The organism is Virgisporangium aurantiacum (assembly GCF_016863635.1).
Classification (GTDB): domain Bacteria; phylum Actinomycetota; class Actinomycetes; order Mycobacteriales; family Micromonosporaceae; genus Virgisporangium; species Virgisporangium aurantiacum.
In genome coordinates, this window is sequence record NZ_BOPG01000118.1 from 1 (window position 1) to 26,757 (window position 26,757).

General features: G+C 72.7%; 23 protein-coding genes and 2 pseudogenes. 18 read left to right on the forward strand and 7 right to left on the reverse strand.

Translation table 11 applies throughout. From position 1 onward, the window contains the following. Window positions 1-272: 272 nt before the first annotated feature. Entirely contained in the window at window positions 273-1,238 is a 966-nt protein-coding gene (locus Vau01_RS59840; protein ID WP_373320503.1) for an endonuclease/exonuclease/phosphatase family protein, read from the forward strand. A gap of 12 nt (window positions 1,239-1,250) precedes the next feature. On the opposite strand, the gene Vau01_RS59845 is transcribed toward Vau01_RS59840, so the two are convergent. Further along, window positions 1,251-1,685 (reverse strand): GNAT family N-acetyltransferase, encoded by a 435-nt coding sequence (locus tag Vau01_RS59845; RefSeq protein WP_204013170.1) that lies wholly within the window; start codon window positions 1,683-1,685, stop codon window positions 1,251-1,253. Between the two features lie 62 nt (window positions 1,686-1,747). Here Vau01_RS59845 and Vau01_RS59850 point away from each other — a divergent pair, with 62 nt between their 5' ends. Then, window positions 1,748-2,473 (forward strand): peptidylprolyl isomerase, encoded by a 726-nt coding sequence (locus Vau01_RS59850; protein WP_204013173.1) that lies wholly within the window; start codon window positions 1,748-1,750, stop codon window positions 2,471-2,473. A 125-nt stretch (window positions 2,474-2,598) separates the two neighbouring features. Here the strand turns inward: Vau01_RS59850 and Vau01_RS59855 are convergent. Beyond that, window positions 2,599-3,330: pseudogene (locus Vau01_RS59855) on the reverse strand (class I SAM-dependent methyltransferase); the annotation flags it as partial. Window positions 3,331-3,457: 127 nt separating this feature from the next. On the opposite strand from Vau01_RS59855, the gene Vau01_RS59860 reads away from it, so the two are divergent. Next, window positions 3,458-4,381 carry a hypothetical protein gene (locus Vau01_RS59860; protein WP_204013175.1) on the forward strand — a complete coding sequence of 308 codons (924 nt, stop codon included), beginning with the start codon at window positions 3,458-3,460 and terminating at the stop codon, window positions 4,379-4,381. Between the two features lie 28 nt (window positions 4,382-4,409). Here Vau01_RS59860 and Vau01_RS59865 read toward each other — a convergent pair whose 3' ends face one another. Next, window positions 4,410-5,192 carry a polysaccharide deacetylase family protein gene (locus Vau01_RS59865; protein ID WP_204013177.1) on the reverse strand — a complete coding sequence of 261 codons (783 nt, stop codon included), beginning with the start codon at window positions 5,190-5,192 and terminating at the stop codon, window positions 4,410-4,412. A gap of 223 nt (window positions 5,193-5,415) precedes the next feature. Here Vau01_RS59865 and Vau01_RS59870 point away from each other — a divergent pair, with 223 nt between their 5' ends. The 8 genes from Vau01_RS59870 to Vau01_RS59905 all read left to right on the forward strand — a co-directional run bounded on the left by Vau01_RS59870 (window position 5,416) and on the right by Vau01_RS59905 (window position 15,846). Then, complete coding sequence (locus tag Vau01_RS59870) at window positions 5,416-5,601, forward strand: hypothetical protein (protein ID WP_204013180.1); 186 nt, start codon at window positions 5,416-5,418, stop codon at window positions 5,599-5,601. An 82-nt stretch (window positions 5,602-5,683) separates the two neighbouring features. Then, window positions 5,684-8,575, forward strand: a complete 2,892-nt coding sequence (locus tag Vau01_RS59875) for an AfsR/SARP family transcriptional regulator (protein ID WP_204013193.1) — start codon at window positions 5,684-5,686, stop codon at window positions 8,573-8,575. Window positions 8,576-8,604: 29 nt separating this feature from the next. Further along, window positions 8,605-9,192: a GNAT family N-acetyltransferase gene (locus Vau01_RS59880; protein WP_204013196.1), complete on the forward strand. Its 588-nt coding sequence runs from the start codon at window positions 8,605-8,607 to the stop codon at window positions 9,190-9,192. A gap of 245 nt (window positions 9,193-9,437) precedes the next feature. After that, on the forward strand, window positions 9,438-12,359 hold the full coding sequence (locus tag Vau01_RS59885; protein ID WP_204013211.1) for an AfsR/SARP family transcriptional regulator: 2,922 nt from the start codon (window positions 9,438-9,440) through the stop codon (window positions 12,357-12,359). 91 nt (window positions 12,360-12,450) lie between these two features. Then, a complete protein-coding gene (locus tag Vau01_RS59890) occupies window positions 12,451-12,894 on the forward strand; it encodes a DUF6325 family protein (RefSeq protein WP_204013214.1) in 444 nt (147 codons plus the stop codon). A gap of 40 nt (window positions 12,895-12,934) precedes the next feature. Continuing rightward, window positions 12,935-13,258: an SHOCT domain-containing protein gene (locus Vau01_RS59895; RefSeq protein ID WP_204013217.1), complete on the forward strand. Its 324-nt coding sequence runs from the start codon at window positions 12,935-12,937 to the stop codon at window positions 13,256-13,258. 13 nt (window positions 13,259-13,271) lie between these two features. Further along, window positions 13,272-14,396, forward strand: coding sequence for a CinY protein (locus tag Vau01_RS59900; RefSeq protein WP_204013220.1), 1,125 nt, complete (start codon window positions 13,272-13,274; stop codon window positions 14,394-14,396). Window positions 14,397-14,448: 52 nt separating this feature from the next. Further along, the gene (locus Vau01_RS59905; protein WP_204013223.1) at window positions 14,449-15,846 is read left to right on the forward strand and encodes a DUF2252 domain-containing protein; all 1,398 of its coding nucleotides are present in this window, start codon (window positions 14,449-14,451) and stop codon (window positions 15,844-15,846) included. A gap of 12 nt (window positions 15,847-15,858) precedes the next feature. Here Vau01_RS59905 and Vau01_RS59910 read toward each other — a convergent pair whose 3' ends face one another. From Vau01_RS59910 to eccE, 4 genes are all read right to left on the reverse strand, one after another. Beyond that, the gene (locus Vau01_RS59910) at window positions 15,859-17,226 is read right to left on the reverse strand and encodes an outer membrane protein assembly factor BamB family protein (RefSeq protein WP_204013226.1); all 1,368 of its coding nucleotides are present in this window, start codon (window positions 17,224-17,226) and stop codon (window positions 15,859-15,861) included. A gap of 14 nt (window positions 17,227-17,240) precedes the next feature. Next, a complete protein-coding gene (locus Vau01_RS59915; RefSeq protein ID WP_204013229.1) occupies window positions 17,241-18,395 on the reverse strand; it encodes a hypothetical protein in 1,155 nt (384 codons plus the stop codon). Between the two features lie 24 nt (window positions 18,396-18,419). Continuing rightward, window positions 18,420-19,130, reverse strand: a complete 711-nt coding sequence (locus tag Vau01_RS59920) for a YbaB/EbfC family nucleoid-associated protein (protein ID WP_204013232.1) — start codon at window positions 19,128-19,130, stop codon at window positions 18,420-18,422. A 111-nt stretch (window positions 19,131-19,241) separates the two neighbouring features. Then, window positions 19,242-21,128, reverse strand: coding sequence for a type VII secretion protein EccE (gene eccE / locus Vau01_RS59925; RefSeq protein ID WP_204013250.1), 1,887 nt, complete (start codon window positions 21,126-21,128; stop codon window positions 19,242-19,244). A 276-nt stretch (window positions 21,129-21,404) separates the two neighbouring features. Here eccE and Vau01_RS59930 point away from each other — a divergent pair, with 276 nt between their 5' ends. The 7 genes and pseudogenes from Vau01_RS59930 to Vau01_RS64940 all read left to right on the forward strand — a co-directional run. After that, window positions 21,405-21,575 carry a hypothetical protein gene (locus Vau01_RS59930; RefSeq protein WP_204013253.1) on the forward strand — a complete coding sequence of 57 codons (171 nt, stop codon included), beginning with the start codon at window positions 21,405-21,407 and terminating at the stop codon, window positions 21,573-21,575. A gap of 95 nt (window positions 21,576-21,670) precedes the next feature. After that, window positions 21,671-22,024: a WXG100 family type VII secretion target gene (locus tag Vau01_RS59935; protein WP_204013269.1), complete on the forward strand. Its 354-nt coding sequence runs from the start codon at window positions 21,671-21,673 to the stop codon at window positions 22,022-22,024. Window positions 22,025-22,048: 24 nt separating this feature from the next. Beyond that, on the forward strand, window positions 22,049-22,354 hold the full coding sequence (locus Vau01_RS59940; protein ID WP_204013272.1) for a WXG100 family type VII secretion target: 306 nt from the start codon (window positions 22,049-22,051) through the stop codon (window positions 22,352-22,354). A 75-nt stretch (window positions 22,355-22,429) separates the two neighbouring features. Continuing rightward, a complete protein-coding gene (eccB, locus tag Vau01_RS59945; protein WP_204013288.1) occupies window positions 22,430-23,848 on the forward strand; it encodes a type VII secretion protein EccB in 1,419 nt (472 codons plus the stop codon). 20 nt (window positions 23,849-23,868) lie between these two features. Beyond that, window positions 23,869-25,176, forward strand: a complete 1,308-nt coding sequence (gene mycP, locus Vau01_RS59950) for a type VII secretion-associated serine protease mycosin (protein WP_204013305.1) — start codon at window positions 23,869-23,871, stop codon at window positions 25,174-25,176. Between the two features lie 86 nt (window positions 25,177-25,262). Next, complete coding sequence (locus tag Vau01_RS59955; RefSeq protein WP_204013308.1) at window positions 25,263-25,694, forward strand: hypothetical protein; 432 nt, start codon at window positions 25,263-25,265, stop codon at window positions 25,692-25,694. Between the two features lie 15 nt (window positions 25,695-25,709). Beyond that, window positions 25,710-26,757 (forward strand): annotated as a pseudogene (locus tag Vau01_RS64940) (hypothetical protein); the annotation flags it as partial.

A 26,757-nucleotide genomic window follows, 5' to 3' on the forward strand; every position in this document is an offset into this window, starting at 1 on the left:
GAATCTCGGCCAACCCGGATTCGGCCAGCCAGTCGAACGACTGGGTCTGGACGGCGAGAAGGTCGGGAACCTCGAGAAGTTCCGTGACGCGTCCGAATGAGATCCGTCGGGATGCGGACAGACTGGTCCCAGGGGAGTGGAAAGCGGGCATGTGCGGAACGGTAAGGCACAAAACCGCCCACAAGATCATTCTTCGGGCCGATGTGATCGGTTGCGGGACCAGGTAGGCTTAAAGAGTGCCGGTGGTCGACCGGGGTGCTGATGAGTCGTCCCTGCAGCGCCCACGGTACTCGGCGATTACGCCGCTGGCGTGGCTCTTCACAATCCCCTTCCTGATCTGGGCGGTCGTGCGCGTCCTCGGGTGGGAACACGGCTGGCCGTGGGTGCAGCTGATGGCGTTCACGCCCTACGCGGCCGCCGGGTCCGTCGTGGTCGCGGTGTTCGCGCTGGTCACCCGCCGCTGGGTGCCGGCGGTGGTCGCGCTGGTCGCGGCGGTGTCGCTGGTCGCGGTGGTCGCTCCCCGCGCATTTTCAGACGGTGGACGCACGGCAGCCGGCCAGCCGTTGCGGGTGCTCACGGTGAACCTGATGGGTGGCAGCGTCGACGAGCGCGCGCTGGTGGCACTCGTGCGCCGCCTCGACGTCGACGTCCTCGCCCTCCAGGAACTCACCCCGGCCGGCGACGCCGACCTGCGCGCCGCCGACCTCCACCGGTACCTGCCGTACGCCGCGTCGTTCCCCCTCCCGGGCGTCAGCGGCTCGGCCGTCCTCAGCAGACACCCGCTGACCGCGACCGCGCACCGACCGTTACGGGGCGGTGCCGTGCAGGCACAGGCGACCCTCGACGTTCCCGGCGCGCGGCCGGTCGAGGTCGAGTCGGCGCACCCGGCCGCCCCGTGGGGCCGGCCCGGAATGGCAAACTGGTACCGCGACCTGCGCGCGCAACCACCGGCCACAGTGGACGGTCACCTCCGGATCCTGCTGGGCGACTTCAACGCCACGCTGGACCACGTCGCCCTGCGCCGCCTCGTAAACTCGGGCTACCGCGACGCCGCCGAGGTGTCCGGCACCGGTCTCCGCACCTCGTGGCCCTCACAGGGCCAACGCCTCATGGCGCCGGTCACCCTGGACCACGTCCTGGCCGACCGCCGGATCGGCGTTGCCGAAGCCCGCCCGTACCTGATCGCCGGTACCGACCACCGCGCCGTGTACGCCGAACTCGTCATCCCCCGCCCCTGAAGATCGGTGCCGCTAGCCGTCCGCTTCAGGGAGGGGCTTGCGGAGGTACGTCGCCGACTCCTCGTATCCCAGCGCCACGTAGAAGGGTGCCGCACGGCGGGTGGCCAGGGCAACGACGGCGCAGCCGCGGTGTGTCGCCCAGTCTTCGAACGCCAGCATGAGGGCGCGACCGACACCGCGTCCTCGGATCTCCGGCCGCACGAGGATCTCCTCGACCCATCCCACCGGACCGTTGGCGTAGAAGGTGGGGTGGCTGAACCCCAGCAGGTAGCCCAGAAGCGCGTCGCCGTCGGCGGCGACCAGGAGGCGGGCGTGGTCGGTCGACAGCAGCGACGTGTAGCTGTCGTGGAACCGGCGCCGCGAGAACGGAAACGACTGTGCCAGTTGACCCGCGAGGTCGCACACGGACTCCGCGTCCGCTGCCGTGCCGCGACGGACCTGAACCACGGTCGACCTCCCTATCGATGGACGGCGATGTAGGCTGACCGGCGACCCGCCCTGGAGGTGCCATGCGTACGTGGATTTCCGCCGCCCTCGCCACGAGTGTGCTCGCCATCGGCGTCGTCGCCGCACCTGGCGTGGCGTCCGCCGAGGGCACGCAGCCGCCGGTGACCCGCGGCCCGTGCCAGTACACCGCGACGCCCGACGAGCCGGCCGCGCGCCCGGTGCCGCTGCCGCCCGACCCGCGACGCACGCCGAGCCGGGGCACGATCGACGTCTCGCTGTGGACGAACTACGGCCGCATCCCGATGACGCTCGACCGGTCGCTGGCGCCGTGCACCGTGCAGAGCCACGTGCACCTGACGCTGTTCGGCTTCTACCACCGCACGATCTGCCACCGCCTCACCGCCTACCCGACGCTGAGCGTCCTGCAGTGCGGCGACCCGAGCGGAACCGGCGAGGGCGGCCCGGGCTACCGCTACAAGGACGAGTTGCCGACGGACCTGCCGCCCGCGCCCACGGATCCCACCGGTGCGCGGAAGGTCTACAAGCGGGGCACGCTCGCGATGGCCAATGCCGGCCCGGACACCAACGGTAGCCAGTTCTTCCTCGTCTACAAGGACTCGGCGCTGCGGCCGAACTACACCATCTTCGGCACGGTCGACCCGGCCGGGATGGACGTGCTGGACCGCATCGCGGCGGCGGGCATCGCGCCCACGCCGGAGAATCCGGCCCCGGTCGACGGTGCCCCGGCGCAGCCGGTGCGGATCCTGCTGGCCACGGTCTTCATCTGACGGCCCCGGCGGCGCCTGAGGCGGCTCAGGCGCCGCGGCCACGGTTCAGGCGCCGCGGCCACGGCTCAGGCGCCGCGGCCACGGCTCAGGCGCCGCGACCACGGCTCAGGCGCCGCGACCACGGCTCAGGCGACGAGCAGGCGCAGGCCGAGTTCGGCCGCGTCGAGGTCGAGGAGGTCGCGGTTGCGGTCGGCCCAGCGGCCGGAGGCGAGGTCATCGCGGAGTGCGTCCACTGCCCGCCGCTCGGCCCGCGGCCCCACCCGGGCCCACACCGACACGCCGCGCCGGACCCGCTCGTCGAGGTACGCCTCGGGCCGGCGCCAGTGTGCCTCGAAGAAGCCGTCGACGCAGTCCCACGGGATCGGCACCGGCTCCAGGCGGGCGCCGATCGCGCCGGCCAGCCGGTCCACCGGCGGCCGGCCGGCGATCATGCCGCCGACCTCGGGCAGGTAGTCGCGGGTGAGCCAGAACCGGTGCAGCCACGCGGCGTCGTCGGTGTGGTGGGTGAGCACCACCACGCGCCGGGCCACCCGCCGCAGCTCACGTAGCCCGGCGACCGGGTCGGGCCAGTGGTGGATGGTGCTGATGGCCATGGCCGCGTCGAAGGTCCCGTCGTCGAACGGAAGATTCTCGGCGCTGGCCGCCACGCACGGCGCGGCGCCGGCGGGACGCTGCGCCCGCATGACGGCCGACGGCTCCACCGCGGTCACGTCGCGGTCAGGGGGCTCGTAGGAGCCGGTGCCGGCGCCGACGTTCAGGACCGTCCGTGCGTCGCCGAGCGCGGCCCAGACCTGTGCGGCGATCCGCGGCTCGGTGCGTCGGGTCACGGCGTACCCGGTTCCGATGGTGTCGTACAGCATGTATCGAATCTAACCACCCACTTACCTCGATAGCGGTCGATGGTGACATGGAACGGTCGCTGCGCTAGGGTCCGATCTTGCTCGTAGACAATGAATCTGATCGATGTCTCAACGGGGAGGAACATTGAGACGAATCCTGGCCGGGCTCACGCTCGTGCCCTTGCTGGTCGTGTCCGCCGCGGGATCCGTGTCGGCCGCGACGGTGGCGACACACGAGGGCGAGACGTTCACGGGGACGGCCGCCGCCGTCCTCACCGATTCCACCGCCTCGGGCGGGCTGTTCCTGTTCCAGGACTCCGCGTTCACCGTGAGCAAGCGGGTGACGCTGAGCAGCGCGGCCACCAGCCTCGTGATCCGGCTGCACGGCGACGGCAACCTCCGGTACGAGGTTTACGCCGACGGCACGAAGGTGGGCACCTACACCGAGACCAGCACCGCGTGGGTCGACCGCACGGTCGGCGGGTCGTGGGCCGCCGGGTCGCACACGTTCGGCGTCAAGCCGGTCAACGTCGACTCGCAGAACCTGTACCTGGACAAGGTGACGCTCAACAACACCACCACCTCCACCGAGCAGCGGATGCAGGGCTACGTCACCGGCTACTCGTACTGGGACAACACCCCACCGGGCTCGTCGGAGATCAGCCACCCGCAGCTCCACACGGTGGCCGCCGGCGCGGGGACCTACGCGGACCCGATCACCGTCGCCGTCGGACACACGCTGAGCGGTGGCAACGACATTCTCGACTGGCCGGCGGGGACCCGGTTCTACGTTCCCTTCGTGCGCCGGTACTTCATCGTCGAGGACACCTGCGGCGACGGCCCGACCCCGCAGAACGGCCCGTGCCACACCGGCTACGAGCCGCCCGCGGTGACGTGGATCGACGTCTGGGTCGGCGGTGGCGGCCAGAGCCGCGAGGCGAGCGACGAGTGCATGGAGAACATCACCGACGTGCACCTCGTCATCAAGGATCCGGCGAGCAACTACCGTGTGGTGGCGGGTGAGCTGACCGCCAACTGCACCACGTACGACGAGGTTCCGACCAGCTGAGAATCGGGTGGCGTCGCCTGCGGCGGCGTCACCCGAGTTTCATCAACTCGGAGACCGTGACGAAGCGGAATCCGCGCGCCTTCAGGCCGGCGAACATCTCGCCCAGCCGGCGCAGCGCGACCAGCCGGCGCGCCGGCCCGACGTCATGGGCCAGCACGATCGAGCCGGGACCGACGTTGTCGATGATGTCGCGCGCCTGCGCCCCCGGATCGTTGCGGAACTTCTTCTCGCGCATCTGGTGCGACCACAGCACGACCTCGTAGTTCAGCGAGTCGGCGGCGAGGATCGTCGACCCGCCGAGATGCCCGTACGGCGGCCGGAGCAGGGTGGGGGACCGGCCGGTGACGCGCCGGATGGTGTCGTGCGCGCGCGTGATCTCGTCCCGGACCCGCTGCCGGTCGAGGGTGGCCAGGTCGGCGTGTGACCACGTGTGGTTGCCCACCTCGTGCCGGTCGAGCCGGCCCCGCACCACGTCGGCGTGGGCGGCCAGGTTCCTGCCCACCATGAAGAACGTCGCCGGTACCTTCCATTCGTCGAGCGCGTCGAGCACGGTGGGCGTCCACTTGGGAGCGGGACCGTCGTCGAACGTGAACGCGACCACCGGTTCGTCGGTCTCCACGAAGTACGTGATCGTGGTGTTGGGGCTGTGCGCGGCGGTCAGGGCGTCGGCGGCCGACGCGTAACCGCCGCCCAGTGCCGGCCGGTCCATCGCCAGCGCGCGACGCACCAGCGGGACCCCGGCCGCGCCGCCCACCGCACCCGCGGCGGCCAGCGCCGCACCGCTGAGGAACTTGCGCCGATCCACCCTCATCCCAGCGCCCCCGTGTCGATGGCCGACGATGCCTGCAGGAAAGATCGTCACACCGTCCCTCCCTGGAGACATCCTTCTCCAGGGAGGGACGGCCCCTGGTACTTCTCCGTGACCGACCCTGGGAACGCTCAGGGTCACTTCTTCGCACCGCCTCATCCGACGGGTGCAATCGCACTGCAACCGGGCCGGTTAGCGTCGTGCGCGCAACCGAACGGAGGCCCACATGAACGCGAGACGTGCCGGAGTGGCCGCCGCCTTTGTCGTGCTGTTGACAGCGACGATCGTCGGCAGTGCGGGCGGCTCGGCCGGCGCTGCCACACGGTCCGACCCGGCTACTCCGGGCATCATCCAGTGTCCGCTCGACCTGCCGGCATGCCGCGTCAAACCGCACCCGGGCCAGGTCCGCTGAGATAAACGACGCTCGATATAGCGGCACCGGGCCGCCGTTAACGGATCGGCGGGCGAGCGCGGGCGGACTAGGCTCGGCGTCGATGGATTCGGATCCGATCCGCGGCCGGCGCGTCGAATCCCGGGGGAGTGTGGCGAGTCAACCGGCGCCACGACTGGCCGTCCGGGTTCTGGGTGAGCTGGTCCTTGTCGTCGACGGCCGGCCGGTCACGGTCACCACGGGGCGGCTGCGTGTGCTGCTCGCGGTGCTCGCGGTCGCCGCCGGGCGCGCGGTGTCGGTCGACCGGCTGGCGGGCGCGATCTGGGACGGTGACCCGCCGGCGAACATCCGCCGGACCGTGCAGACGTACGTGGCGCGGCTGCGTGGCATCGTCGGCACCGGCGCGATCGGCAAGACGCCGGGCGGCTACCTGCTCCGGGTCGACCCGACCGACGTCGACACGCGGCGGTTCGAAGACCTGCTGACGCTCGCCGCGCGGACTCCGGACCCGGCGGCCCGGTACGAGTTGCTGACCCGCGCGCTGCAGCTCTGGCGCGGGACGCCGTTCGAGAACGTGCCGTCGCGGCTGCTGGCCGAGTCCGAGGGGGCCAGGCTGCACGAGCGGTACCTCACCGCGCTGGAGCGGCGCGTCGACCTGGACCTCGCCGCCGGCCGCACCGACGCGGTCGTCGCCGAGCTGAGCGAGCTCGCCGTCCGGCATCCGTTGCGGGAGTCCCTGTGGGCACGGCTGCTGGTGGCGTTCGATCGGGCCGGCCGGCAGGCGGAGGCGCTGGCCAGCTACGAGACCATCCGGGCCCGGCTCGCCGACGAGCTGGGCGTGGCTCCGGGCCCGGAGCTGCAACAGATCTTCGCCGACCTGCTCGCGGGACACCCGATCGGTCAGCAGAAGCCGGCGGAGACGGCACCGGAGGAACCACCGCGAGCGGACGCGGCGCAGCCCGTCGTGCCGCGCCAGCTGCCCCCGCCGCTCGACGCGTTCACGGGCCGGCGCGCCGAGCTCAAGGAGCTGGACTCGCACGGCGCCGGCACCCGCGTCCCGGGCGCGACCCGGGTGGTGCTGGTGCACGGTCCTGCCGGCGTGGGCAAGACCGCGCTCGCCGTCGGCTGGGCCCACCAGGCGGCCGACCGGTTCCCCGACGGCCAGCTCTACGTGAACCTGCGCGGGTTCGACCCGGCCGGCGACGCCGCCGTCGAGCCCGCGGCCGCCGTCCGCACGTTCCTCGACGCGCTCGGCGTCGCCCCGGACGCGATACCCGCCGAGCCGGCGGCACAGGCCGCGCTGTACCGCAGCCGGCTCGCCGACCGACGGCTGCTGATGGTCCTCGACAACGCGCGCGACGCCACGCAGGTGCGTCCGCTGCTGCCGTCCGGGTCGGGGTGTCTCGTCCTGGTCACCAGCCGGGACCAGATGCCCGGGCTGATCGTCTCCGACGGCGCCCGACCGGTGGCGGTGGACCTGTTCAGCGACGCCGAGGCGTGGGAACTGCTCGGCCGGCGGCTGGGCGCCGACCGGGTGTCGCGGGAACCCGGCGCGGTCGAGCGGATCATCCGGCGCTGCGGGCAGCTGCCGCTCGCCCTGGCCGTCGTGGCCGCCCGCGCCGCGATCCACCCCGAGTTCGCGCTGGCCACGTTCGCCGCCGAACTCGAGGCGGCGGACGGCGGGCTCGACGCGTTCACCGTCACCGACGCGGCCACCGACCTGCGGGCGGTGTTCTCGTGGTCCTATCGCCGGCTCACCCCGGCGGCGGCGCGGTTGTTCCGGCTGCTCGCGCTGCAGCCCGGGGCCGAGGTGACCGTGCCGGGGGCCGCGAGCCTGGCCGGAGTGCCGCCACGCCGGGCGCGGCAGCTGGTGGCCGAGTTGACCGGGGCGCACCTGCTCACCGAGCGGGTGGCCGGCCGGTACGGCCTGCACGACCTGTTGCGCCGCTACGCGACCGAGCTGTCCACCGTGTACGACGACGAGGCCGACCGGTCGTCGGCGCTCCGGCGGGTGCTCGACCACTACCTCCACACCGGCGCCGCGGCGGCGCTGCTGCTGGACCCGAAACGGCTCCCGATCGCGCTCGACCGGCCCGCCCCGGAGGTGAGCGTGGAGCCGCTGCGCGACCGGGCGGAGGCCACCGCCTGGCTGGCCGCGGAGCGCACCACGATCCTGCGCGCCGCCGCCCTGGCGGCTGAGAACGGGCTGCTCGTCCACGCCTGGCAACTGGTGTGGGTCGTCGCCCAGTTCCTGTTCATCCATCTGTACTGGGCGGACCTCATCGCCAGCCAGGTGATCGCGCTGGACGCCACCTCGCGGCTCGGCGACCGGGCCGAGCAGGCCCGCGCCCACCGGTCCCTCGGCAGTGCGTACGCGGAAGTCGACCGTTATGAGGAGGCGTACCGGTCGCTGGAGTCCGCGCGGCGGCTGTACGAGGAGGTCGGTGACGCGGACGGCCAGGCGATCGTGTGCGGCATCCTCGGATCGGCGCTGGCCGGACAGCATCGATACGGCGAAGCGACCGAGCAGGCCTGGCGGGGGTGGCAGCTGGCCCGGGCGGCCGGTGACCGCCGCGCGGAGGGTAACTCGCTCAACGAGGTCGGCTGGTACCAGGCCAAACTCGGCAACTACGCCGAGACGCTGATCCAATGCCGCCGGGCACTGGGCATTCTGAACGAGATCGGCGATGAACGCGGCGCCGCCTGGGCGTGGTCGAGCGTCGGGTACGCCGAGCTGCGCCTGCACCGCCGGCGGCCGGCGCTGTACAGCTACCGGAAGGCCATCGACCTGTTCGAGCGGACCGGCGACCGGTACAGCCACGCGCGCGCCCTGCGGTGGCTCGGTGACGCCCACGCGGAACTCGGCGACCCGGACGCCGCCCGGGACGCCCGGCTGGCGGCGCTGCGGATCCTCGACGATCTCGGCCATCCCGACGCCGTCCGCCTGCGCGCCGCGATCGGCCGGCGCGGGAACGCCTCGGACGCCGGCCGGTAGGCGTGCGGGCGCAGCGGGAGGATGAGGTGATGAGGCCGCGCCCGTCCACACCGCCCGCCATTCCGCTCGGTGCCCTCGCCGTCCGGTCGCAACCGGTCCTCGCGGCCGCGGGTGGGCTGGTGCTACGCCCGTGGGAGCCGGCCGACGCGCCGGTCTTCCTCGCGGCCTATGAGGACCCGGAGATCCGGCACTGGCACACGCGCCGGCCCGGATCCGAGGACGAGGTCCGCGAGTGGTTCGACCGGTTCCGCCGGAACTGGGCGGAGGAGATCGGCGCGAGCTGGGCGGTGACCCGCGACGGGCGTGAGGTGCTGGGGCGGATCGCCATCGGCAGCGTAAACCTCGACGACGGCGTCGCCGGGTGTGCGTACTGGGTGCTCCGGGCGGCCCGGGGCGCGGGCGTGGCCTCCCGCGCGCTGACGGCGGTGAGTGCGTGGGCACTCGCCGAGGCAGGCTTCCACCGCTTGTACCTGGACCACTCGACGCGCAACCACGCGTCGTGCCGCGTCGCCGTCAAGGCGGGTTTCCGCCTGGAGGGCACCAAACGCAGCGACGCGATCCACTCCGACGGCCGCCACGACATGCACCTGCACGCCCGCATCCGCAGCGACCGGTAGAGCCCCGAGCCGTCGGGGAGGGCGATGGTGAGCGCCGCCTGCGGCGGGGACCCGATTCCGCCCACCCCCGTCGCGGGCGGAATCGGGTAGCCCCGGGACGGTCACTCTGAGTGGGGAGCGAACCAGCTCCCAGTCAGCGATCCCGGGCGTCGACCGATCGTCGACTCTTGATGCGACGATGCCATCGGCCGCTATCAGCGGCCTACGGTCGGCCTATCAGGCTGAGACAGGGGACGGTGGGTGGTGTGCGCTACCGGTTACTCGGTCCGCTCGAGATCGGCGACGGTGACCGTCCGTGGCGGCCCGGTGGACGGCGCGAACGGGCGGCCCTGTCGCTGTTCCTGTTGCGCCCGAACCGGCCGGTCGGCGTCGAGGAGCTGATCGAGGCCGCCTGGGACGCGGCACCGGCGACCGCCCGCCAGCAGGTGCACACCCTGGTGCACCGGCTGCGGTCGACGGTCGGGCCGCAGGTCCTCCGCACCGAGCCGCCCGGCTACGTGTTCGAGGTCGATCCGGCCGAGGTGGATCTCGACGTCTTCACCGCGCTGGCCGCCGAGGCCCGCCGCGCCGCCGCCGACGGCCGGCCCGACGAGGCGGTGGCGCTCTACCGGCGGGCCACCGGGTTGTGGCGCGGTCCGGCCCTGGCCGACCTGGACACCCGCCCGCTGGCGGCGGAGGCGGCCCGGCTGGGCGAGCTGCGGCTGGCGGTGCTGGCCGAGCGGTTCGACGCCGAACTCACCGCCGGCGTCGACCCGGTTCCGGAGCTGACCGCGTTGGTGGCGGAGCATCCGTACGCCGAGCGGCTCCGCGGCCAGCTGATGACCGCGCTGCACCAGGCCGGCCGGACCGCCGAGGCGCTGGCCCGCTACCGCGAGGGGCACCGCCAACTCGTCGGTGACCTGGGCATCGAGCCCGGTCCCGGGCTCCGCGAGATCCACCAGGAGATCCTGCGCGGCCCCTCGGGCGGGCAGAAGACGGCGGAGCCGGCGGACGTGGGCGATCCCGAGACCGGTGGCTGGCGGCCGCCCTGCCTGCTGCCGCCCCCGCTGCGGCTGATCGTCGGCCGCGACGACGCGATCGCCTGGCTGCGGGAGCGGGTCCGGGAGCGGCCGTCCGGCGACCATGACGGCACCCGGATCGTCGCGGTGCACGGCGCCGCCGGGGTCGGGAAGAGCGCGTTGGTGACCGCGGTGGCGCACCGCCTCCGGGCGGAGTTCCCGGACGGCCAGCTCTACGCCCGGCTCGGCGGTACGCAACCGGTGCGGCGCGGGGTGGCGGAGGCGCACGCGTCGGCCCTGATCGCGTTCGGGGTGCCGGCCTCGGCGATCCCGCCGGACCCGGTGGACCGGGAAGCGCTCTACCGCGCCCGGCTGGCCGGCCGGCGGCTGCTGCTGGTCCTCGACGACGCCCCCGACCCGGAGACCGTGCGTGCGCTCGCGCCGGGTACCGGCAGCGCGGTGCTGGTGACCAGCCGGCGGCGGTTGTTCGGTCTGACCGAGGCCGAACACCTGGAGCTCGGGCTGCTCGAGCCGGGCACGAGCCGCGCGCTGCTGGCCGACATCGTCGGCGCCGACCGCACGGACGCCGACCCCGTCGCCACCGACGAGGTGATCCGCTACTGCGGCGGCCTGCCGCTGGCCCTGTGCATCGCCGGCGCGCGGCTGGCGAGCCGCACCGGGCTTCCGGTCGCGAGCTACTCGCGGCGGCTGGCCGACGACCGCCGGCGGCTGGCGACACTGTCCACACAGGACGGTGGCGTCGAGGCGAGCATCCTGTTGTCGTACCAGGGGCTGGGGGAGCCGGCCCGCGCGGCGCTGCGGCGGTTGGCCTCGCTCACCACCGCGCCGTTCCCCGCCTGGATGGTCGCGGCGGTGCTCGACACCGGCGCGGCCGACGGCGAGCAGGTCGTCGACGAGCTCGTCGACGCCCACCTGCTGCAGTGCCAGGGCGAGGACGCGGTGGGTCAGGCGCGGTACCACTTCCACGACCTGGTGCGGCTCGTCGCCGTCGAGCGTGGCGCGGTCGACGACGGGCAGCCGGTCCTGCGCCGGGCGGCCGCCCGGATCCTGTCCGGCTGGCTCTCGCTCGTGCTCGTCGCCAGCGAAGGGTTCAGCGGCGACCGGCCGGCCCGCGTCTGGGCGGGCCGCACCGACGAGCCGGACCCCGTCCCGCGCTGGGTGGGCCTCGACACCGTGCTGCTGCACCACCTGGCGTGGCTCGACGTCGAGGCCGACATGCTCGCGGCCGCCGTCCAGCAGGCGTACGACCTCGGCCTGGACGACCTCTGCTGGCGGCTGGTCTGGGTGCTGCGCTCCTACCTGCAGCTCCGGGGTCACCGGCAGATGTGGCAGGACATCGCCGGAACCGGGCTCGCCGCCGCCCAGCGCCTCGGCGACCGGATGGCCGAGGGGTGCATGCGGTTGGCGTCGGCGCAACGGGTGACGGCGGAGGGCGGCGCGATCGACGACTCCGACGCGATCGCGGCCGACCGGATCTTCGCCGACCTCGGGTACCCGGGCGGCCGGGCGGCGGCGGCGTTCGTCCGGGGGGAGATGGCGGAGTTCCGCAACGACGGGGAGTCGGCCTGCCGGCATTTCGGGCAGGCGCTGGCGTACGCCCGCGACGCCGACGACGGATGCGTGGCGGCGAACGCCGAGGCGAAGCTGGTCGGGTGGCAGTACAAGGAGGACTCGCCGGTCGCCACCGCCGTCTACGCCCGGTGCAAGGACCGGTTGCGGCGGCTCGGCGCGCTCCTCGACGTCGCCCAGGTGGAGCGCCGGCTCGGGATGTGGCACGAACGCCACGGCCGCGGTCCGGAGGCCGCCGCCTGCTACCAGCGCGCCCTCCGCGACGCGAAGATCCTCCGCGACGAGACCGGCGTCGCCTACCTCAGCCTCGACGAGGGCCGGCTGCGCACCGTCGAGGGTGAACACGCGGCGGCGGCCGACCTCTTCGTCGAGGCCCTGACGCTGTTCGACCGGCACGGCAACGAGGGCGGAGCGGCGCGGGCCCGCTACGAGCTGGGCCTGCTGCGGCTGCTCCAGGGCCGCCGCGACGAGGCCCGCGTGCTGCTCACCGCCGCACACGAGCGCTTCGTGGCGCTCGGCCACGCCCGCTGGTCGGTGCGCACCGAGACCGAGCTGGCGCGCATCTACGCGGCGAGTTGACGCCGTCCTTCACCCACGGCGGATGAGGGGGATCGGCCCGCGGTCCGACAGGATCCCTTCCTGACAGCGGAGGCGACGGGAAGGGTTGACCATGTCTGACGATCTCGATGCGATGGGCCCGATCGACTACCTGGTCATCGAGTTCCCGGCGAACCACATCACCGGTGAGGCGTTGCCGTACCTGGTGGATCTGGTCGACCGCAACATCATCCGCATCCTCGACCTGATCTTCATCCGCAAGGAACTGGACGGCTCGGTGGCCGGCGTGGCGATCGCCGACCTCGACCACGACGGCAAGCTCGACCTCGCCGTGTTCGAGGGTGCCTCGTCCGGCCTCCTCCACGCCGAGGACACCGCACACGCCGGCGCGGTGCTGGAGCCCGGCTGCTCCGCGGCGGTTCTCGTGTACGAGAACCTGTGGGCGGCGCCGCTGGCCGTGGCGCTGCGTCACGGCGGCGGCCAGCTGGTCGCGAGCGGACGCATCCACATCCAGGCCGCGCTCGCCGCGCTGGATGCCGCCGACGTCAACGCCTGACCGAGTGCCGGCCCGGGCCGGCACCAGAATGGAGGACGCCATGCCTGGTCTACTGCGCGGGATCGCGCGCACGGCGGTTGTCGCCGGAACCGCCACCGCCGTGTCCAACCGCGTCTCGCGCCGGCAGGCCGGACGCTGGTCGGCGCACGGACAGCAGCAGCAGTACGAGCAGCAGCAGCAGCAGCCGCAGTACGCCCAGCCGCAGTACGCACCCCCGCCGGCCGCCGCGCCGGCCGCGCCGGCTGCGCCCGTCGATCCGATGACCCAGAAGATGGAGCAGCTCAAGCAGCTCGGGGACCTGAAGGCGCAGGGCGTGTTGACCGATGCGGAGTTCGAGGAACAGAAGCGTCGGATTCTCGGCTGACCGGATCGCCCTGATGGTCCGGGCCACCGGACCCGGACTGCTGGCCGCCCTGGTTCTCCCGCTCGTCATCGTGCTGGTCCCGGCCCGGGCCGCGGCGTTCGGCACGATCGACACCGGCGGGCAGAACCGGGAGCACGAGCGGATCACGCGCGCCGCGGTGGCCTGCGCGGCCGGGCCGGAGTCCGGCCGCGCCTGCTTCGAGCCACGCTCGGCCGACCAGCTCGCCGGCCACGGGAAGCGGTTCGGTGCGGTCGGGTCGCCGGATCTCACCGAACCGCTCGACCCGGCCGCCCACTGCGACGACGCCGACTACCTCGCCGGCGACTACCCGCGGACGCGCGACCGGGCCACGGCGAGCCTCCGCGACTGTGTCGACCATCTGCGTGGCCGGTTCCTCGAGGCCGTCGACGAAGCCGGGAACCTGCTCGACGCCGACGGCGCGATCGTCCCCGCCGCGGTGACCCTCGACGCCGACTGCGAGTTCGACGCCGCCCAGGAGAAGCGGTCCAAGTGCCGGTCCCTGGAGGGCTTCGGCCGGGCGTTGCACGGGGTGCAGGACTTCTACTCGCACAGCAACTGGACCGACGAGGCGGACCCGGCCCGTCCGGTCGGCGCCGACAACCCGCCCGGCCTGGGCCTGCCGGCGCCGAGCCCGGTCTTCGACCTGCGCGGCACGGGTGCGCCGAGCGTGCCCGACGGCCTGTCGACGGGATGTTTCGTCCTCCACGACAGCGTGCCCGGCGTGGAGAAGTGCGCGCTGCGCGTCACCCACGCGGGTCTCAACAAGGACCTCGGGCTGATCGACCCGAACACCGGCGAGGCGACGGATCCGGCGACGCCCCGGGGCCGGGTGGGCGGAAACTTCGCGCGGGCCGTGGCCGGTGCCGTCGAGGAGACGCGGCGGCAGTGGCGGGACCTCCGGTCCGAACTGGAGGACCGGTACGGCGCGCGGAAGGCGTCCCTCATGGTGTGCGCGCTGCGCCGTGACGATCCGGTGGCCGATTGCCGGATTCGCGGTGTACCGACCGTTCTCGCCGCGGGCGTCCTCGTCGGCGTCGTCGGCCTCGTGCTGTTCGGGCTGCGCCGGCAGGCCGTGCGAGGGCGCCGGCAGGCCGTTCGACGGCGCCGGGCCGGGTGACTCATCCCCGGCGGGGGATGCACGCACACCCGCCGGCGCATTCAATGCGCAGATGACAGACAGGCGTCCGACAGCGCTGGACCGTGCCGCGGCCGGTCGCGCCGCGCGGAAGGTGGCACCCCGTGCCGGCCACGCCGAGTACACACCGGCACCGAAGCGGCGCGATCCGATCGACGTGATCGAGGCACAGTCGGCGACCCGGGTGCCCGAGCTGGTCCCCATCCGGTACGCGCGGATGACCGAGTCCCCGTTCCGGTTCTACCGCGGCGCCGCCGCGATCATGGCGATGGACCTGGCGGAGACGCCGCGGTCCGGGATCTCCGCGCAACTGTGCGGCGACGCCCACATGCTCAACTTCCGGCTGCTCGCCTCGCCCGAGCGGAACCTGCTGTTCGACATCAACGACTTCGACGAGACGCTGCCGGGTCCCTGGGAGTGGGACCTCAAACGACTGGTCACGAGCCTGGTCATCGCCGGACGGCAGAACGGCTTCGCCACCCGGCAACGGCGCGACGTCGTCGTCGCCACGGCCCGGTCCTACCGCGAGTCGATGCGCCGCTTCGCCGCGATGCGCAACCTCGAGGTGTGGTACGCCAAGGTGGACGTCGACGTCGTGCAGAAGTTGTACGCCACGCAGCTGCGCAAGACCGGCCGCGACCGGCTGGCCAAGGCCATCTCGAAGGCCCGCTCCAAGGACAACCTGATGGCCTTCGACCGCCTCACGTACGTCGTCGACGGCCAGCGCCGGATCACGTCGGATCCGCCGCTGCTCCAACCGATCGGTGACCTGCTGCCCGACCTCGAACGGGCCGAGCTGGAGGACACCATCCGCGGACTGATCCGCGGCTACTGCGAGTCCCTGCCGTCGGAACGGCGGGCGCTGGTGGAGCAGTTCGAGTTCGTCGACATGGCCCGGAAGGTGGTCGGTGTCGGCAGCGTGGGAACCCGGTGCTGGATCATCCTCATGCTCGGGCGCGACGAACGGGATCCGTTGCTGCTGCAGGTGAAGGAGGCGGGGCCGTCGGTGCTCGCCGAGCACGTCGGCCCGAGCCGGTACGCCAACCAGGGCCAGCGCGTGGTCGCCGGGCAGCGGCTGATGCAGGCCGCCGGTGACACGTTCCTCGGCTGGCAGACCGTCCAGGGGATCGACGGCGCCACCCGGGACTTCTACGTCCGCCAGCTCTACGACTGGAAGGGCATCGCCATCGCCGAGCAGATGCCCCCGGAAGGGATGCTGCGCTTCGGCGAACTGTGCGGTCACACGCTGGCCCGGGCGCACGCGCGGTCCGGCGACCGGATCGGCATCGCCGAGTACCTCGGCAGCAGCGACGCCGTCGACCAGGCCCTGGCCCCGTTCGCGGAGAGCTACGCCGACCAGAACGAACGCGACCACGCCGCGCTCGTCGAGGCGGTCCGCACGGGGCGGGTCGAGGCCGCGTCCGTGCCCTGATCTTCGCTGTGATCAGAGCGGGGTGTAGCGGATCTCCACCGGACCGGGATCGGTCGGGCTCAGGCCCTCGTAGAAGGCCGTCACCACCCCGGCTCCGCCGGCGCCGAGCAGGAATCCGACGCCCGCCGTCGACCACCGCGGGTCGCCGGTGCGCGCGTCGAACACGACCACCCGGGTGGCCGGGGCGTTCTCGGCGTCGGCCGCGTCGGCGACGGGAAGCACGAACGCGTCGGCCAGCCCCGCGTGCCGGAGGTTGAGCTCGTTCGGCGCGAGGTCGTTGGCCGGCGGCAGGGTCCGGCGCCAGCGTTCGGCGCCACCCGCGAGGTCGACGGCCACCAGCGCGCCGAGCCCGTGTCCGGCGCGGGCGAGCAGCGTGTCGCCGGCGAGCGTCATCGGGTACGTCCCGGGCGGGCCGGTCCACCGGACGGCGCCGCTGACGACGTCGCGCACCTGCCCCTCCTCGGCGGGCGTGCTCGCCAGCAGCGACCGGCCGCCGACCACGAGCGGCCGCCAGGCGCCGCCGCACCACGCGTCCTTGTCGGTGCGCCACAGCGTCCACTGGCCGACCGGGCCCTGCCACCGCGTCGCGGCCGTTCCCGTGTCGATCGCGGTGACCGGAAGGGCGCAGTCGGAACTCTGCTCGTTCCAGGTGAGCAGCGTGTCGCCGATCCGGCTCTCGCCGCGCTCCCGGAACTCCTGGTCGCCGGGGAGTCGGACCAGGTCGGCGCCGGTGTCGGCGGACAGGCTCCAGTTCACCCACATGCCCGACGCCTGGCGGACGCCGGCGACCACCGGGCCGGGCGGTGCCGCGGCGAGCGGGTCGGCGTCGTCGCCGGTGGCGGACCCGGCGAGCCGGACGTGGCTGGCGAACTCCCGCTTCCAGCGGGCGGTTCCGGCCAGGTCGTAGGCGACCAGCCGGGTGCCGGAGGTGTCGACAATGCTTTCGACCAGGTACACGCCCGTGGTCGTCACCGCGACGGAGTTCGGCAGGCCGGAGCCCCGCAACTCGGGTCGCTCCGCGCCGGTGGCGAGGTCGACCAGCCGCACCCGGTCGCCCTCGTCGACGACGAGCGTGGTGCCCGCGACCCGGACCTGGCGGACGGCCGAGCCGGTCGACTCCTTCCGCTGCCAGCGTGCCGCGCCGTCGGACCGGGCGAGCACCACCACGCCGTTGTCCGCCTCGACCACCACCGCGTCGCCGGCGACCTGTGCCCGCGCCGGGCGGCCGAAGCCGTCGGGCATCCGCACCGACCACGCCGGGTCGCGGTGGGGTCCGGTGTCGAACCGGTCGGGATCGGGACCGCCGTCGTCGTCGGTGCAGCCGGCCAGCAGGAGCACGGCGACGACGGCGGACCCGACCCAGCTCTTGACCCGGCCCACTCCTGGCTCCCGGATCAGACGATCGGCTCGTTGGTGATGTACTCGTTGAACACCTGCGAGGAGTGGTGGTCCTCGGCCCCGTACGCCTCATTGATCCTGTCGAGCAGGCCGCCGAGCGCGTCCATCCGGGCGTCGCTGTGCAGGTACAGCAGATAGTCGCGGGTCATCACGGTCATCACCCGCTGGTAGAACTTCTGGCCCGCCGCGCCGAACGCCTGCGGGGTGAAGTAGTTCAGGTTGACCTTGATCTGGTTGGTCATCGCCTTGTTCCAGTAGGTGCCGTTGTCGCGGAAGACGTTGATCAGCTCCTGCATCATGCCGGTGTCGATCGCGACGCCCCGGCCGCCCGGTACCTGTGCGAACGCCGGCGAGTGCTCGCTCTTGGGCATCCACCGGTCCTTGATCTGGGTGGGGTCCCAGTTCGGGTCGGCCGCGGTGGTGTTCGGCATCGGGAGCTGGTACCCGGTCGGGCCCATGAAGTGCATGGCCGCCCGGCCGCTCGGGCCGCTGCCGAGGTCGACAAGGTTCGTGCGGCCGCCCTCCACCTGGGCGATCTTGTCGTCTGCCTTGTACTTCTCGGCGACCAGCTTCTGCAACTCGACGTAGATGTTTTTGACGAAGTTGACGAACGCCATCACGAGGTTCAGCACGGCCGGCTTCGCGCTCTTCTTCTTGGCGTCGGCGTCCTTGCCCGTCGCGCTCATGAGCGCGGCGTACACGTCGTTGACGAGCGTGGAGATGTGCTCGACGATCTGGATCCAGAGCGCCTGCAACGCCTGCCGGAAGTCACCGACCGCCTCGGCGGTGAGCTTGGCGTTGTCCTCCACCTGTGTGATCGCGCCGGTGAGGATCGGCACGTACCCCGCGAACGCCTCCGCACCCCGGCCGATCCACGCCGTGGTGAACGAGGCGTTGCCCCGATCGATCGCGGCGCGGGCCTCACCGACGGACGGCGCGACCTCGCTGTACAACAGCTTGACCCCGCCGTCGAGCTTGTCGGGGTCACCCCGGATGTCGACGGCGTCGCGGACGCCTTCCAGGAACTTGCCGGCGGCGTCCCAGTCGATGTCGAAGATGTACTCCCACGCCCGCTTGGCCGCCTCCCGGAATCCGCCGTCGAGGGGCAGCATCGGCCAGGTGTCGTGCGGCGAGACGTACTCGTCTTCCATGTGTTTTCCCCCGGGGTGAATCGCCTATCGGGTTACGCCGAAGGCGTCTCGGACCATGGACGCCGGCTCCGGCGGCTGCAACGGAAGGCCCGCGGCCCGCAGCGCCTCGGCCCGGGCGTCCTGGTGGGCGCGGTCGCGCAGGTTCGTGGCCGCCTCCTGCGCCGACCGGACCGCCGTGCCGATCTGGTCGCCGAGCAACGCGGCCGTTGGCCGGCGCGCCCCGGTGAACCGGATCGTGACCTGGGTGGCCGTGCCGTGCCCGTCGCAGACCACGGTGACGTCGCCGCCGGCGGTGGCCGCCCGCACCTGCGCGGCGTCGAGGCGCAGCCGCAGTGCGTGCAACCGGCTCGCGAGATCGTCGAGCGACTCGATGCCGGTGGGGGCCGCCGCGGTCGGCACGGCCGGCGCGCCGGCCGCGCCCGCGGCGCCCGCGGCCTCTCGCAGACCGGCGAGCACCACCGAGCCGACCTCGTCGGCGGGCGCGGTGCCGTACCAGCGCTCGGCGAGCTCGATCTTCTGGACGACGCCGGTGCCGTCGAGCACGATGCTGACCGCGCCGTCGCCCGCGGTGACGGTGGTGCGTGACTCGGCGAGCTCGCGCTCGGCCTCCTTGGCCCGGTACCGGAGTTCGTCGACGTTGCGTTCCATCACGACGATGCGGCCTTGGTAGTGCTCCGACCGGCGGTCGGACTCGACGCGTGCCTCCGCCAGGTGCTCTATCGGGTCGAACGCCATGAATCAACGCCCCGTTCCGCGCTCGTGAGGGTTAGACCGTATCAGGATGCGTCAATGATCCGACCCACAGATACACCGTCGTTTTCCGAACAGTACTCATGTCTTTGTCGATCAATGCAACACGGGCGCCGGGAACCGTGCGACCCCACCCAGCATCCGCTGTTCGAGATCGGTCGGGTCCAGGGTGGCCCACCGGACGACGCCGTTGCTCACCACCGTCACCATCGACGACCCGATACGCGCCATCCAGGACTCGGCGTGCGCCGCACCGACGGCGGGCGCGGCGAGTGCGGCCTCCGGCCCGGTGAGCGGTTGCATCACCACGAGATCGGCGCCCGTCAGGAGGTCCTGATCGGCGAGGGTGATCTCGTGGCGAACCACCATGACCGCGCGGTTGTCGCCGGCCGGTTCGAGGTGCCGCCAACCCACCGGGCCGATGTCGACCACAAGCACCTCGGGCCGGCCGCCGCCGGGCGGCGGCAGCCGCTCCCCGGGCGACAGGAAGACGAAGCAGCCCGGGCCGACGCCGGTCTGCTGGACGAAGCGTTGCCAGTCGGGCGGTCGCGCGGTCTGCAGGGCGACGCGCGCGCCGAGCGCGATGAGCCGCAGCACCAGCACCTGCGCGGCGACCAGCCCGCCGACGACGGCCACCCGGGTCGGCTCGACGCGGAACATCCGGACGACGACCGGCCGTTGCTGGCGGTCGCGACCGAGCATCAGCCCACCGCCGCCGGCCGTCGCCACGAGCGCCTCCGCCGGCACCGTCGCGGCGGCCCGGCCGGACGGGCGACCGTCGGCGGGGTGCGGCACCCAGCCCAGCGGCAGCGTCGCCACCAGGCCGGCGCACTGGCGCCCGTCGAGCCGGTCGACCGCGCCGCCCGCGGCCCGCACCTGTGACACCAGCCGGTCGACGGCTGCGCGGTGCACGCCCGGGTCGGCCGCCGACACCCGCACGACGACGGCGGCGCCGGTCTCGCCGTGCCGGCTCCGCGCCGGGTCACGCACCACCGTGAGCCCGACGGTGACCGTCGACGCGGGCAGCCCGAGCGCCACCTGGTCGACCGACCAGCCCCCGGCGGGCCACCGGGTGACGCGGCAGGTGGTGTGCCGGACGGCTCCGCCGTGCCAGGCGTTCCAGCCTTCGCGGCCGAGTTCGGGCCCCCGGGCGCGGGCCTGCCGCCCGCCGTACACGCCGCCGTCGCCGGGTGGCGACACGTCGAGCCGGGCCGCGGTCGCGATCGCCGCCAACGACTCCTGTCGTCCGAGCAGCCGGACCGGCACCTGTTCCCGGCGCAACCGCCGGCGGGTACGGCGCACCGCGTTGAGGAGCACGGGTTCCAGGTCGCGGTCGTCGAGATGGTCGGCGGTGCGCGGGGTCTGGATGGTCAGCCAGCAGCGGCGCGTCATCGGCACCCGGTTCCCGGCCAGGGCGCGGTAGGACTCCGGCGCGAGACCGGCCGACGCGGGCTCGGCGGGAACGGGCGTCGCCTGCACCAGCAGTTGCACGGTGGTCGGCAGCGGGTCGTTCTCGGCGGCCGGCAGCAGGGACGACAGCGAGGGCAGCGTCCGCTCCTGCCCGACGAACAGCGTGCGGTCGTCGGGCAGGATCTCCAGGACGGCCGTGAGCCCGGCCGGGTGCGCGATCAGGCCCACCGGTTCGTCCTCGTCGAGAGTCGCCTCGGCGAGCACCGCGCCCGGCACGACGAAGTCGAGGAACGCCCGCCGGGGATCGTCGGCCGGACGGCCGGGGCCGGGTACCGGCGCGAGGAACGTGCGCCGGCGCCAGGAGTAACCCAGCAGCACGCCGATCCACTGGTACAGCCAGCGTCCGTGCCACGGGAGGACGGTCGGCGCGAGCAGCAGCGCGGCGGCGGCCACCGTCAGGCCGAGCCACACCGGGTCGGCGCCGAGCCCGACCGCGACCAGGGTCGCGGCGAGCTGCCAGCAGACCACCTGGGTGAGCGTCAACCGGCGGCGCCGCGGCGCGACGAGGGTCACGGTGGAACCGACCGGTGCGCCGGTCGCGGACGGGCCCGGCCGGGCCGGCCGTGGCGGCACGGTCGCCCGGGCGCGGACCGGGCCGGACCGTTGATCCGGTGGTGGTCCGGGATGCGGTCGTTCGCGAGGTGGAACCGTCATCCGAGCCCCCGTTTCGCGCGGAGTGTTTGTTTTGCTGATGCTGCGAATACTCGCAGAGCGGGCGTTGTTTCCTGATCACCGAGATACACCGGCGTCGGCGATCAAGCTAGCGTATGTCTCACGAGGGGGATGCCGATGGAGGACGACGAGTTGCTGTGGCAGCCGCCCGCCGACGGTGTTCCGCCGGTCGTCGGCAAGCGCGAGCCCGGAACCAACGAGCCGATGATGCACTACGACACCGATGGGGAAATCTCTTTTCCGGATGAGCGACCCGACGACGGTGTCGAGGTGTCGATTTCATTCTGAATGAAGTATTGAGGGCAACGGATATTGATGTGAGGCGCTAGCCTGGCCGGCAGTAGCGGTTGTCGCGGCTCTCCGACCCGGGCGAGCCTGGACTCATGGGGGTGACCATTGTGGCGCTCAATGCCGTAACGCCTGAACTTCAGCTCGCGGCCAACAAGGCCGACGAGGGTGGCGGCCAGATCGCGCAGATGCTCAGCGCTCTGCTCATCGGGCTCGAGCCGATGTCGGCCGGGTTCATCGGCCAGGCCGGCGGCACCTTCCAGAAGGTGAAGGCCGACATCAACAACGATCTCGTGGTCATTGTCGACGCGCTGAACGAGGTCGCCGAGGGCGTCCGCACCGCGGGTCGCGACTTCGACGTGTCCGACACCGAGGCCCACGAGGAAGTCACCCGGGCCGCGGCCGACGCCGGAACCATCGTGAGCCGCCTTCGCGGCGGCGGTGCCTGATCGATCGAGGGAAGGACGACGACAATGGGCCAGCCCGTCGGCGGTCAGATTCTTTACAACTTCAGCACGATGTCGGAGGCTGTCGCCGCGATCGACACCGCCATCAGCAAGATGCGCGGAACGCTCACCGAGATCGAGGCCGGTCTCCGGCCGCTGGAGACCGGTGCGTGGGAGTCGGAGGCGCAGGAGGCGTACCGGATCCGCAAGGAGCGGTGGAACACGTCCGCCAACCACATCGCGATGATCCTCGGCCAGATCAAGGTCGCGGTCACCAACTCCGCCGAGCGCATGCAGGCGACCGACCGCAAGGCCGCCGGCTACTTCCCCTAAAGGTTCGTGTGTCCGTCGACAACGCCACCGGGTCCGGCCTGCTCCCGGTCGGGCCCGCGAGGCTGAGGAGATCCGTTGCCCAGCCGTCGCGACCAGTTGTTCAGCTACCAGTTCATGGTGCAGCGGGTGGTTTCGGCGTTCGTGTACCGGGATGCCGAGGCGGCCAAGGTCCCCTTTCCGCGCGCGTTGAGCACGTTGTTCGTCGGCTCGATGATCGCTGTTCTCGCTCTCGCCGCCGTCGGGGTGTTCGGTGTGCTGTCTCCGGGCGGAAAGAACAGTTGGCGCAACGACCGGGTGCTGATCGTCGAGAAGGAGACCGGCGCCCGTTACGTGTACCTGAACAAGCGCCTGCACCCCGTCGTCAACTACGTCTCGGCCCGCCTGATCATCAAGGCGGCGAAGCCCGGCGTCGTCCGGGTGAGCCAGTCGTCGCTGCGCGGCACCGCCCGCGGTGAGCCGCTCGGAATCCCGGGCGTGCCCGACACGCTGCCCGACCGCGGGCACCTGCTGAAGAGCCGGTGGACGCTGTGCACCCGGCCGGCGCCCACCGAGACCGGCCAGATGGTGCCCGCCGCGGCGCTGTATGTCGGGCTGTCCGGGACATCGGGAACGCCGCCCGGCGACCGCGCGCTGCTCGTGAAGCAGAACCAGGACGAGGTCGTGTACCTGATCTGGCGCAACCGCCGGTTCCCGGTGAACAGCCCACAGCTCGTCCTGCGCGCGCTCGGCCTCGGCCAGGCACCCGTCGTTCCGGTCGCGTCGGCGTGGATCAACGCCGTCCCGCTCGGCGCGGCGCTCGGCCCGATCGCCATCGACGGCCGCGGCCAGGCCTCGGCGCTGAGCGGCGTCCGCATCGGGCAGGTCCTGGTGGCGAAGTCGCAGAGCGGCGTGGAGCAGTACTACGTCGCGCTCGCCGACGGCATCGCCGACATCACGGTCGCCCAGGTCGACATCCTGCTCAACGACCCGGCGACCGACGCCGCGTACCCGGGCGAACAGAAGCGGCGCATCGAGCGCACCGACCTGGCGAGCGCTCGGCGGTCGGCGCGGGTGATTCTGCCGGCGATCGGCGAGACCGCACCCCCGCCACGGACCCCGGAACTCGTTCCGGTCGCCGGCACCAGCCCGCTGTGCGCCGCGTTCGGCGGCGCCGCCGCGCCACCGGCGATCACCGTGGACGCCGGCCTGCCCGCCCCGGGATCCGGGATCCGGGCAGCGGCCCGCGGGCAGAACGTCACGGCCGACGAGATCGTGCTGCCGGCCGGCGACGGCGTACTCGTGGAAGCCATGGTGACCGGCGAAGCCAGCTCCGGCACGCTGGCGGTCGTCACCGATCTCGGCGTGCGGTACCCGCTGGCGTCCCGCGAGGTGGCCGGCTACCTCGGCTACTCCGAGGGGAACGCGGTGAAGATGCCGGCGGCGCTGGTCGCGATGCTGCGGGAGGGGCCCTCGCTCGACCCGGAGCGGGCCGTCCTGCCGGTCGGGGCCTCATGAACCGGGATCGGCCGCGCCGCGTGCGAACGGGTATGTGGTGGGCGCGGGTCGCGGTCTCGGTGCTGATGTCGGCCGCCGGCGTGGCGGTGGGGGTGGCGACCCCGGCCGCCGCGGCGACGTGCACGTCGCCGATCCAGCCCGCCGAGGTGTCGCAACCGGTGCCGTGGGCGCAGAAGCTGCTCGCCCCGGAGCGTGCCTGGCCGTTGGCCGACGGCACCGGTGTGCGGGTCGCCGTGATCGACTCCGGCGTCGACCAGAGCCACCCGCAGCTGGTCGGAAAGGTCGACCGCGGCCGGGACTACCTGTACATCAAGGGCGACACCGGCGCGCGCGACTGCATCGGGCACGGCACCGCGGTCGGCAGCATCATCGCGGCGCAGGGGGCCGCCGGCACCGGTTTCCGCGGCGTCGCGCCGGGCGCGCGGATCATTCCGTTGACCGTCAGCGAACGGCGCGACGACGCGAAGGGCCAGAGCGGCCAGACCGTGACGGCGGCCGAGTTCGCCACCGCGGTCCGCGACGCCGTCGTCTTCGGCGCGCGGGTCATCAACATCTCCGCGGTGTTCGCCGGCGACGAACCGGCCGTGCGCGCGGCGATCAAGTTCGCCGTCGACAGCGACGTCGTGGTGGTGGCCGCGGTCGGCAACGCCGCCGAGGACGGCAATCCCACGCCGTATCCCGCGGCATACCCCGACGTGGTCGGCGTCGGCGCCATCGACCAGACCGGCCGGCGGGTGCGCACGTCGGGCCGGGGAACGTTCGTCGACCTGGTGGCGCCGGGCAACGAAATCACGGCGGCGGTTCCGGGCCGCGGCCACGCGAGTTACACCGGGACCAGTTTCGCCACCCCGTTCGTGGCGGGTGTGGCGGCGCTGGTCCGTCAGTACCGGCCGGAGCTTTCCGCGCGCGACGTGTCGACGCGGTTGATCGCGACCGCGAGCCCGGCCGCCGGCGGGGCCGACAGCCCGGGTTACGGGCACGGGATCGTCGACCCGTACCGGGCCGTCGCCGAGCAGATCCACGCGTCGCCGGCACCGGCCGCTGCGCCGAGGGCGGTGCGTCAGGTGGTCGATCCCGAGCAGGTCGCCCGGGAGAAGGAACTGAAGCGGCTGACCCGGGCGGCGCTCGCGGTGGGGATCGTCGTTCTGTCGTTGGCAATTCTCGCGGTGGTCGTCGGACTGGTCCGCGGGCCGGGCCGCGCGCGGCGGTGGCGGCCGGGACGCGTCGACCGTCCACCGCCGGCCAGCAGTCCGCCGGACGAGGCACCGGCGGCGCTGTTCGACGACCTGGACCGGGTGGAGCAGGCATTGATCGATCGGGGGCGGTAGATGGAAAGCAACGGTGAACGTCGTACCCGGACACTATTCTGTAAGGGATTCAACTCGTCGATGTCACGTCGCTCGGGGGAGGCAACATGACAGAGAAGCCCGGCTGGATCAGCGATCAGCCCGTCACCATGGAGATCGACGGGCTTCGTTCATTCGCCAACTACATCCAACAGGAGCTCGACCTCAACGTGAAACCGAACGTGGAGAAGGTGCTCGGCAAGCTCGGGCCGCCGGAGCATCTCACGTTCGGTGGCAACGGCGAATATCACCAGGGTCGCGTGATCGGCAACTACCACTCCGCCGCGATCGACGCCGGTCGCAAGCTGATGGCCAGCCTGCAACAGGGTCTGCAGGCGATCGCGTGGGCCTCCCACAACATCGCGAACGACCACGAGAGCGCCGACGAGTTGAACCGCATGGATCTCACGCGGGTCGACGGCTACTTCAACCCGGCCGATCGCAGCCGGACCCTCGCCGACAGCAACCTTCCCGAACCGCCGCCGGCGAACGTGGCCTGAGAGGAGGCAGCACCCATGGCAGACTTCGATCAGCTCAACCTCGACCAGTTGCTCGCGGTGGCACAGGCCAACCGCACCGGTGAGATGGCGACCCAGGCCGAGGGCTGGGATGCCGCCTCGTGGTTGTTCGAGGCGCAACTGGCGCGCCTGAACGAGGCCGTCAAGCACCTGAAGACGGTGTGGGACAGCCCGGCGGCCGACCGGTTCGTCGAAGAGATCGCGAAGGTCCAGGAGACGCTCAACCTCAGCCAGGTCAAGGCGTCCGGCAACGCGAGTGCGTGGCGCGAGATCGCCACCCGGAACACCCAACTGGTCGACGAGTTGGCCGAGATCGAGTCCCGTCGCCACTTCGCCGTCGCCAATGCCAAGGACATCTACGAGGCGCAGAAGCGGCAGGACGAGGAGAACTTCAACTGGCACTGGGGCGGCCTCAGCGACCTGACCGACAATCCCGAGCCACCCAACACCGCGGCCATCGAGCGCGGTTACGACGTCGAGGCGCGCCAGGCGATGGCCGCCGCCGACCGGGATTTCACCAGCCAGTACCTCACGAACCTGTGGGAACTGCCGGTTTATCAGGGTCCGGAGTACGCCGAGCAACCAGACCGCTATTCCGGGTCCGGCGCCGGCGCCGGCTACGGCGGTAGCGCCGGTGGTGTCGCCGCGACGCCGCGCGGTGGCGTCGCGCCGCCCGGGTCGATCGCGCCACCCGGATCGGTCGTGCCGCCCGGGTTGGAGCCGCCGCCCGGTTCGGTCGCGCCGCCCGGTGGCGGTCCGATCCTCACGGGTCCGCCGGCAGCCCCGCCCGCACCCCCGCCGCCCGCCCCACCCGCGCCGCCGCCGATCGCACCTCCGCCGAGTGGGCCACCACCCGGCCCGGTTCCGGTGCCGCCGATCATGCCGCCACCGGGCGGGGGACGGGTTCCGCCGCCGCCGCGGCCGGGTGCGCCGGCCCGCCCGCCGCTGATCCCGTCCCCGCCGCCGTCGAGCCCGCCGGTCACCGGTGGCCGTCCGGTTCCGCCGGGGGTGCGGCCGCCGCCACCGGGTGGTGGTGGCGGTATCC

Coding starts and splice junctions, on each gene's coding strand:
- Vau01_RS59930 (WP_204013253.1), top strand. CDS start 21,405: ATGGAGGACGACGAGTTGCTGTGGCAGCCGCCCGCCGACGGTGTTCCG.
- Vau01_RS59890 (WP_204013214.1), top strand. CDS start 12,451: ATGTCTGACGATCTCGATGCGATGGGCCCGATCGACTACCTGGTCATC.
- Vau01_RS59915 (WP_204013229.1), bottom strand. CDS start 18,395: ATGGAAGACGAGTACGTCTCGCCGCACGACACCTGGCCGATGCTGCCC.
- Vau01_RS59895 (WP_204013217.1), top strand. CDS start 12,935: ATGCCTGGTCTACTGCGCGGGATCGCGCGCACGGCGGTTGTCGCCGGA.
- Vau01_RS59870 (WP_204013180.1), top strand. CDS start 5,416: ATGAACGCGAGACGTGCCGGAGTGGCCGCCGCCTTTGTCGTGCTGTTG.
- Vau01_RS59900 (WP_204013220.1), top strand. CDS start 13,272: ATGGTCCGGGCCACCGGACCCGGACTGCTGGCCGCCCTGGTTCTCCCG.
- Vau01_RS59935 (WP_204013269.1), top strand. CDS start 21,671: ATGGGGGTGACCATTGTGGCGCTCAATGCCGTAACGCCTGAACTTCAG.
- Vau01_RS59905 (WP_204013223.1), top strand. CDS start 14,449: ATGACAGACAGGCGTCCGACAGCGCTGGACCGTGCCGCGGCCGGTCGC.
- Vau01_RS59875 (WP_204013193.1), top strand. CDS start 5,684: ATGGATTCGGATCCGATCCGCGGCCGGCGCGTCGAATCCCGGGGGAGT.
- Vau01_RS59865 (WP_204013177.1), bottom strand. CDS start 5,192: ATGAGGGTGGATCGGCGCAAGTTCCTCAGCGGTGCGGCGCTGGCCGCC.
- Vau01_RS59880 (WP_204013196.1), top strand. CDS start 8,605: ATGAGGCCGCGCCCGTCCACACCGCCCGCCATTCCGCTCGGTGCCCTC.
- Vau01_RS59940 (WP_204013272.1), top strand. CDS start 22,049: ATGGGCCAGCCCGTCGGCGGTCAGATTCTTTACAACTTCAGCACGATG.
- Vau01_RS59850 (WP_204013173.1), top strand. CDS start 1,748: ATGCGTACGTGGATTTCCGCCGCCCTCGCCACGAGTGTGCTCGCCATC.
- Vau01_RS59920 (WP_204013232.1), bottom strand. CDS start 19,130: ATGGCGTTCGACCCGATAGAGCACCTGGCGGAGGCACGCGTCGAGTCC.
- Vau01_RS59955 (WP_204013308.1), top strand. CDS start 25,263: ATGACAGAGAAGCCCGGCTGGATCAGCGATCAGCCCGTCACCATGGAG.